Below are 7,807 nucleotides of genomic sequence, written 5' to 3'. Positions count from 1 at the left end.
GGCCAGCAAGGATCAGGGTTCCCAGCCACAGGGACAGAAAACCCTCGATCTCGGCCTTGTCCGGCGTTGCTGCGTCGTAGAGCACGATCACCTGATCGCCCCTGCGATAGGCCGGTGGGCTCGTGCCCCATGAGGTCACGAAGGTGACGGCCTGTCCCTGCGCCGTCTGAAAGCTCACGACCGGGCGGTAGGTCGAGTTCCCACCGCCGTGCCGGAGTTCGACTACGGTTCCTGAGGCGCGCTCGGCACGCGCCAGCAGCTTCTGGTTATGGCTGTAGGTGAAATAGCAGGCCGTCGCGAGAATGACGGCAACGACCCCGAAAACGCAGCCGATGCGCCAGAACAGGAGCCTGCCATCCTGGGCAAGGCCCCCGAACCGTTGCTTCCTGCGGCTTTCGCCCATCCGCCTTCAGAGATTGAAGACGCGGTGGGGGACGAACTCGCCGTTGTCGATCGAGCCGGTCGCGATCAGCGTGCCGGCGCAGGTCGCATAGGCCGCCTCGGCCGCGATCGGCGCTCCGGCGCCACGCAGCAGGGCGCTCTGGCCGCGCTTGAGGCGGGTCGCGGCGTCGCGATGGATCACGACCTCGGGAATGAGCGTCAGCGCGGCCTTGACCGGCTTCAGCGCCGCGGCTGCGCTCTCCGGGCTCTCGCGCAGGGTCTCGACGGCGGCTGCATCCGCCACGGCGAAGGGGCCGACGCGGGTGCGGCGCAGATGCGCGACATGGCCGAGGCAACCCAGCGCGAGCCCGAGGTCGCGAGCGATGGCGCGGACATAGGTGCCCTTGCCGCATTCGGCCTCGAAGGTGGTGGTCGCGCCGTCATGGCTGACGATGGAGAGTGCGTCGATCTCGACCGGGCGGGCCTGCAGCTCGACATCCTCGCCATCGCGGGCGAGGTCGTAGGCGCGCTCGCCCGCGATCTTGATCGCCGAGAATTTCGGCGGCGTCTGCATGATCGTGCCGGTGAAGCGCGGCAGCAGGGCCACGATGGCGGCTTCGTCCGGCCGCTTGTCCGAGGTGGCGATGACGCTGCCCTCGGTATCGTCGGTATTGGTCTGGGTGCCCCAGGCGACCGTGAACTGATAGGCCTTGCGGCCATCCATCACGAAGGGGACCGTCTTCGTCGCCTCGCCCAGCGCGATCGGCAGCAGACCCGAGGCGAGCGGATCGAGCGTGCCGGCATGGCCGGCCTTCTTCGCCGAAAAGGCGCGCTTCACGACGCTGACCGCATGGGTCGAGGTCATGCCGACCGGCTTGTCGAGCACCACCCAGCCATGGACGTCGCGCTTCTTCGGGCGCGGTGCCGGGGCGGCGTCCTGGCCCGGGGCGATCTCGGATGGGTTCTCAGCGGTCATCGTCACGGCGGTCGTTTTCGGGGGCTTGGTCTTCGTGGTCCTGGTCGATCTTCAGGCGCTCCACCAGCGTGTCGCGGCGCACCKRMTCGGWATCGAGCAGCGCRTCGATGCGCTCGGCCTCSGMGAAGCTCTCATCSKSGCGGAAGCGGATATCSGGCGCGTATTTCAGGTTCACSCGATGGGCGATCTCGCCSCGSATATARCGCTTATTGGCTTCGAGTGCCTTGAGCACCGGCTTAACATCCTGCCCGCCGAGCGGCATGATGTAGGCCGTGGCGAGCTTGAGATCCGGCGAGAGACGGACTTCGGGAACGGTGATGACGTGTTTCGCCAGTACATCGTCATGGATGTCGCCACGCGCGAGCATCTCGGCCAGCGCATGGCGAATGAGTTCGCCGACGCGCAGTTGCCGCTGCGACGGACCGGAGGGTTTTGCAGGTTTGGCCATGGTTCTCGTTCTCCGGGATCGGACCGGATCAAACGTCACAGCCGGGTCTGACCCGACCGTCTCTTCAAAGATGAGGCGCTGGACGCGCTCTTCTCGTCACGAGATGGCCGGACCAAGCCCGGCCATGACGCGCTGTTTCAGGAAGCGCCGCCTCAGAGGGTGCGCTTGATTTCCTCGACGCGGTAGCACTCGATCACGTCGCCAGGGCGCATGTCCTGGTAGTTCTCGAAGGACATGCCGCATTCCTGGCCGGCCACGACTTCCTTGGCGTCGTCCTTGAAGCGCTTGAGCTGGGCGAGCTTGCCCTCGTGGACCACGACGTTGTCGCGGATCAGGCGGACATTGGCGCCGCGCTCGATCGTGCCGTCGGTGACGCGGCAGCCGGCGATCTTGCCGACCTTCGAGACGTTGAAGATCTCGAGGATCGTGGCATTGCCGAGCATGGTCTCGCGCAGGGTCGGCGCCAGCAGGCCCGACATCGCATCCTTCACGTCATCCATGAGATTATAGATGATGTTGTAGTAGCGGATCTCTACGCCGGCCCGCTCCGCCGCCTCGCGCGCTTCCTTATGCGCACGGACGTTGAAGCCGACCACGACCGCGCCCGAAGCCTGGGCGAGCGTGACATCCGACTCGGTGATGGCGCCGACGCCCGAGGACAGGACGCGAGCCCGCACCTCGTCGTTGCCGACCTTCTCGAGCGCTCCGACGATGGCCTCGACCGAGCCCTGCACGTCGCCCTTGACGACGAGCGGGAACTCCTTGCGGCCGGCGCCTTCCTTCAGATCGCGCATCATGTCGGCGAGCGAGCGACCGGCGCCAGAGGCAGCGCCACGGGCGGCGAGACGATCGCGGCGCTGACGCTCGCGGTAMTCGGTGACYTCGCGGGCRCGCGCTTCCGACTCGACCACCGCGACGCGGTCGCCGGCCTCGGGCGTGCCGTTRAAGCCGAGCACCTCGACCGGCATGGAGGGCGGAGCCTCCTTCACCTGCGCGCCGGTGTCGGCGATCAGGGCGCGAACGCGGCCCCATTCGGCACCCGCCACGATGATGTCGCCGGTGCGCAAAGTGCCGCGCTGGACGAGGACGGTCGCGACCGGGCCGCGGCCGCGATCGAGCTTGGCCTCGATGACCGTGCCTTCGGCAGCGCGGTCGGGATTGGCCTTGAGATCGAGCACCTCGGCCTGCAGCGCGATCGCCTCGAGCAGCTTGTCGAGGTTGTGGCCGGTCTTCGCGGAAACCTCGACCTCGAGCGTCTCGCCGCCCAGCGTCTCGACCTGGATCTCGTATTGCAGCAATTCGGCCCGGACACGATCGGGGTTGGCGTCGGCCTTGTCGACCTTGTTGATCGCCACGATCAGCGGCACGCCGGCCGCCTTGGCGTGATGGATGGCCTCGRCCGTCTGCGGCATGACGCCGTCATCGGCCGCGACGACCAGCACGACGATATCCGTCACCTTGGCGCCGCGGGCGCGCATCGCCGTGAAGGCGGCGTGGCCGGGGGTGTCGATGAAGGTCACCTGGCTGCCCAGCGGCGTCGTCACCTGATAGGCGCCGATATGCTGGGTGATGCCGCCGGCCTCGCCGGTGACGACCTTGGTCTTGCGGATCGCGTCGAGCAGCGAGGTCTTGCCGTGGTCGACATGGCCCATGATCGTCACGACAGCCGGGCGGGCCTCCAGGGCCTCGTCGGTGTCCGGCGTATCGAACAGGCCTTCCTCGACGTCGGATTCGGCGACGCGCTTGACCGTGTGGCCCATCTCCTCGGCGATGAGCTGAGCGGTGTCGGCGTCGATCACGTCGGTGATCTTGTGCATCGCGCCCTGCTTCATCAGCAGGCGGATGACGTCGACGCCGCGTTCCGTCATGCGGTTCGCGAGTTCCTGGATGGTGATCGTCTCGGGGATGATCACCTCGCGCATCACGCGCTCTTTCTGAGCGTCGGAGGCGGGCCGAGGGAGCCTGGCGAACGGGGCGGGCGACCGCGGGCTCGGCCGGAGCCGAAGCATCCATGCGCGGCGCACGGGGCGCATCGGAACGCGGCGGACGCGAATCCAGCCGCGGCGGGCGCGCGCCGGTGTCGCGCATCGGCGGACGCGGCGTGAACTCGCGCGGGCCGGACGGGGCCGGGCGGCCATAATACTGGGTCGGCTGGGGGGCCGGAGCCTGGTCCGGCGACGGGGCGGACTCACGCGGCTGCTGCGCGGGGGGCGGCGAAGCCGGGCGGGCGACCTGCTCGTCGCGCTGGCGCACGACGGTCTCGGCGCGGCGCTTCTGCTCGTCCTCGTGACGGCGGCGCTCCTCTTCCTGGCGCTGACGGGCCTGGGCAGCCTCGCGTTCCTGGCGTTCGCGCTCGGCGGCCTGGGCGCGCTGGCGGGCTTCCTCTTCGGCGGCGCGACGAGCTTCCGCTTCAGAGCTGCGGGCCTCGGCCAGAGCGCGCTGGCGGGCATCCTTCTCCTCGTCGGAGAGGGTGCGCAGCAGCATGCTGCCGGCCGGACGCTGCGGCGCGGGCGCCTGAGGGGCGGGGCGCGGAGCGGACTGGGCCGGCGCCGGCTGCGGCGGACGTGGCGGGACGGGCTCCTTGACCTCGTGCCCCGGGACGCGGCGCTTGACCTCCACGACCACCTGCTTCGTGCGCCCATGCGAGAAGCTCTGCCGAACAGTGCTCTGCTCGACAGGTCGCTTCAACGACAGGGTCTTGGGCGGGTTGACGCTGAGAGTCTTGTCGCCCGGGGTCTTGCTATCGGTCATTCCGCGTTCGGTCCTGCCGGTTCGGTCGTGTCTTCGGGTTCATTCTGGTCGGATGCGGCGGTATCGTCCGTCCGGTACCGGACGAGCCGACGCCAGCGGGAGAGGACACCCTCCGCCGCCGGACCCGGAGCAAGCGCGGCATGTATCACATGTGCCCGCCCCAACGCCAATTCCAAATCCGCCGCCGCGAAAATCGTGACGACGGGCAATCTGCGGGCCTTGAGGCCCTCGCTCTCGCGGGCCGCCTCGGCCCGCCGGATGGCCTGGCCGATCTTGCGCTTGCCATCCTCGGCGCCATCGCTCGCCGCGATGACGGCGAGGCAGCGGCCGGTTTCGACCAGCGCCTCGACCTTGCCGAAGCCGGCGACGACGAGGCCCGCCTTGTTCGCCATCGACAACGCCTGCTGCACGTCCCGCAGCATCAGCGCGTCGATCATCTCCGGAAGGTCGGCGGGAACCGCGACCTTCGTCTTCAACGAGCGCTCGAACGCCTTGCGCCGGATCGCCTCGGTCACAGCCTTGCGACTGAGGCTCGCCCAGACACCGCGCCCGGGCAGCTTGCGCCGCAAATCCGGCACCAGCGTCCCGTCAGGGCCGGCGACGAAGCGGATCAGATCGTCGGGCGCCTTCACCGCACGGGTGAGAACGCAACTGCGCTCCGATCCTTCCTTCAGCGTCGCCGCCTTCATCGCGGGCGCTCCGCTCAGGCCTCGGCAGCCTCGTCGGCTTCTGCCTCGGGCTCCTCCACCGGAGCCTCGACCCAACCCGCATGAACGCGTGCGGCCATGATGATGGCTTCCGCATCCTGCCGGGAGAGATCGAAGCCGTCGAGATAGCCGGCATGACGGGTCGATTCACCGTCCTTGCGCTCGGTCCAGCCGGTGAGGTCGTCCGTGGCGCAGCCCGCGAGATCCTCGACGGTCTTCACGTCGTTCTCGCCGAGCGCCACCATCATGGAGGTGGTGATGCCCTCGACCTCGCGCAAGGCGTCCTCGACGCCGAGCGCACGGCGCTTCTCGTCGAATTCAGCCTCGACGGCGGCGAGGTGCTCCAAAGCCCGGTTCTGAATCTCGGAGGCGGTGTCCTCGTCGAAGCCCTCGATCGAGGCGAGCTCGGAGAGCTCGACATAGGCGAGCTCCTCGACATTGCGGAAGCCTTCGGACGCCAGGAGCTGGCCGACCGTCTCGTCGACGTTCAGCGCGTTCATGAAGATCTCGGTGCGCTGCACGAATTCCTTCTGGCGGCGCTCCGACTCCTCGGCTTCAGTGAGGATGTCGATGTCCCAGCCGGTGAGCTGCGAGGCGAGGCGGACGTTCTGGCCGCGGCGACCGATGGCGAGCGAGAGCTGCTCGTCGGGCACCACCACCTCGATCTTGTCGGCTTCCTCGTCGAGCACGACCTTGGCGACTTCCGCCGGCTGCAGCGCGTTGACGACGAAGGTCGCGACATCCGGCGACCACGGGATGATGTCGATCTTCTCGCCCTGGAGTTCGCCGACGACGGCCTGGACGCGCGAGCCGCGCATACCGACGCAGGCGCCGACCGGGTCGATCGAGGAATCGCGGCTGATCACGGCGATCTTGGCGCGCGAGCCCGGATCGCGGGCGACGGCCTTGACCTCGACGATGCCGTCATAGATCTCCGGCACTTCCTGGCCGAAGAGCTTGGCCATGAACTGCGGATGGGTGCGCGACAGGAAGATCTGCGGGCCACGCGGCTCGCGGCGCACGTCGTAGACATAGGCGCGGGCACGGTCGCCGACCTTGAAGGTCTCGCGCGGGATCATCTCGTCACGGCGGATGATCGCCTCGCCGCGGCCGAGATCGACGAAGACGTTGCCGTATTCGACGCGCTTGACCGCGCCGTTGACGATCTCGCCGATGCGATCCTTGTACTCATCGTACTGGCGGTCGCGCTCGGCCTCGCGGACCTTCTGGACGATGACCTGCTTGGCCGACTGGGCGGCGATGCGGCCGAAATCGAAGGGCGGCAGCGGATCGGCGATGACGTCGCCGACCTGGGCGGCCGGGTTATGCCGCTTGGCCTCGTCGACGGTGATCTCGATCGCCGGGTTCTCGACGGTCTCGACGACCTGGAGATGGCGGGCGAGGCGCAGTTCGCCGGTCTTGGTGTTGATCTCGGCATGGACGTCGGTCTCGGCGCCGTAGCGCGAGCGGGCCGCACGGGCGATCGCGTCCTCCATCGCGTCGAGCACGATCTGCCGGTCGATCGATTTCTCGCGGGCGACCGCATCCGCGATCTGCAGCCATTCGAGCCTGTTGGCGGCGACCACCATGGCGCTCACTCCTCTTCCGTATCTGTTTCGTGCGGAGCCGGTCCGCGCTTCTTGCCCGGACGCGGGCCGAGCGATTTTCCATGGCCCTTCTTCGGGCCGGCGACTTCGTCGGGTGCCGGCATCTCGGGCGGCAGGCCCGATTTGCCGCGACGCAGCGACTCGGTGACCAAAGCGTCGGTCAGCACGAGGCGCGCATCCGCGATCAATCGCATCGGGATGGCGACGTCGCGCTCCTCGTCGCTCCTGGCGTCGTCGCGGGCCAGCAGCGCATCCGTGCCGGAAACCCCGCGCAGGATGCCGCGGAAACGCTTGCGGTTGGCGACCAGCTCGCTCGTGTCGATCTTGGCGAGGTGCCCGGCCCAGCGCTCGAAATCGCTCGCGCGCACCAGCGGGCGGTCGATCCCCGGCGAGGAGACCTCGAGATAATACGCCGCCTGGATGGGATCGTCGACATCCAGCACCGGCGAGACGGCCTGGCTGATTTCCTCGCAGCCCTCGACCGTCATCGAGCCATCCGGCCGCTCGGCCATGATCTGGACGGTGCAGCCATTCTGCGCGGTCACGCGCACACGCACCAGCCGGTAACCGAGATCGACGATCGCCGGCTCGATGATCATGGCAACGCGCGCCGCCACGCCGCTCTCGACGACGAGGCGCGGCTCCTGAGCGGATGATGCTGTCGGTTCGCTTGTCGGTTCGTTCATGCCCCGGGCCGTCCCGTCTGCCTGGCGGGTCGCGGCCAATAAAAAAGAGCGGGCCGGCCGGCCCGCTCTTGATCACCGGCGTTAACCGATACCAGAGCTGTTGGCCGCTATGTAGTCCGCCTTGCGGCAAGATGCAAGCGTGGCCACCGCCGCGCCAGAAGGGCCGAGATTTGCCCTTTCCCGCTAACCCGTTGGTCATCCTTGCGTGTCACCTTCACGGTGAAACCCTGCGCGAGGACACGGGATGAGTG

General features: G+C 68.3%; 6 protein-coding genes and 1 pseudogene. All 7 read right to left on the bottom strand.

Annotation, left to right across the window (positions count from 1 at the left end; genetic code table 11):
- The coding region (locus AB4Y99_RS26320; RefSeq protein WP_441525402.1) for a DUF3592 domain-containing protein at positions 1 to 403 on the bottom strand (403 nt) is incomplete at its 3' end.
- Between the two features lie 6 nt (positions 404 to 409).
- On the bottom strand, positions 410 to 1,357 hold the full coding sequence (gene truB / locus AB4Y99_RS26315; protein WP_441525403.1) for a tRNA pseudouridine(55) synthase TruB: 948 nt from the start codon (positions 1,355 to 1,357) through the stop codon (positions 410 to 412).
- A complete protein-coding gene (rbfA, locus tag AB4Y99_RS26310; RefSeq protein ID WP_441525401.1) occupies positions 1,347 to 1,805 on the bottom strand; it encodes a 30S ribosome-binding factor RbfA in 459 nt (152 codons plus the stop codon). The genes truB and rbfA overlap by 11 nt, the downstream gene beginning before the upstream one ends.
- A gap of 152 nt (positions 1,806 to 1,957) precedes the next feature.
- Positions 1,958 to 4,556: pseudogene (gene infB / locus AB4Y99_RS26305) on the bottom strand (translation initiation factor IF-2).
- On the bottom strand, positions 4,553 to 5,245 hold the full coding sequence (locus tag AB4Y99_RS26300) for an RNA-binding protein (protein ID WP_441525400.1): 693 nt from the start codon (positions 5,243 to 5,245) through the stop codon (positions 4,553 to 4,555). The pseudogene infB and the gene AB4Y99_RS26300 overlap by 4 nt, the downstream one beginning before the upstream one ends.
- 14 nt (positions 5,246 to 5,259) lie before the next feature.
- The gene (gene nusA / locus AB4Y99_RS26295; RefSeq protein WP_113252835.1) at positions 5,260 to 6,852 is read right to left on the bottom strand and encodes a transcription termination factor NusA; all 1,593 of its coding nucleotides are present in this window, start codon (positions 6,850 to 6,852) and stop codon (positions 5,260 to 5,262) included.
- A 5-nt stretch (positions 6,853 to 6,857) separates the two neighbouring features.
- A complete protein-coding gene (rimP, locus tag AB4Y99_RS26290; protein WP_051988256.1) occupies positions 6,858 to 7,556 on the bottom strand; it encodes a ribosome maturation factor RimP in 699 nt (232 codons plus the stop codon).
- Between the last annotated feature and the right edge of the window lie 251 nt (positions 7,557 to 7,807).

This window comes from Allobosea sp. TAB14 (genome assembly GCF_052113865.1).
Classification (GTDB): Bacteria; Pseudomonadota; Alphaproteobacteria; order Rhizobiales; family Beijerinckiaceae; genus Allobosea; species Allobosea spartocytisi.
This window is presented reverse-complemented; position numbering and strand designations above follow the sequence as displayed.

Excerpts from the sequence above, each read along its gene's own strand:
- truB (WP_441525403.1), bottom strand. The coding sequence starts at position 1,357 with ATGACCGCTGAGAACCCATCCGAGATCGCCCCGGGCCAGGACGCCGCC.
- AB4Y99_RS26300 (WP_441525400.1), bottom strand. The coding sequence starts at position 5,245 with ATGAAGGCGGCGACGCTGAAGGAAGGATCGGAGCGCAGTTGCGTTCTC.
- nusA (WP_113252835.1), bottom strand. The coding sequence starts at position 6,852 with ATGGTGGTCGCCGCCAACAGGCTCGAATGGCTGCAGATCGCGGATGCG.
- rimP (WP_051988256.1), bottom strand. The coding sequence starts at position 7,556 with ATGAACGAACCGACAAGCGAACCGACAGCATCATCCGCTCAGGAGCCG.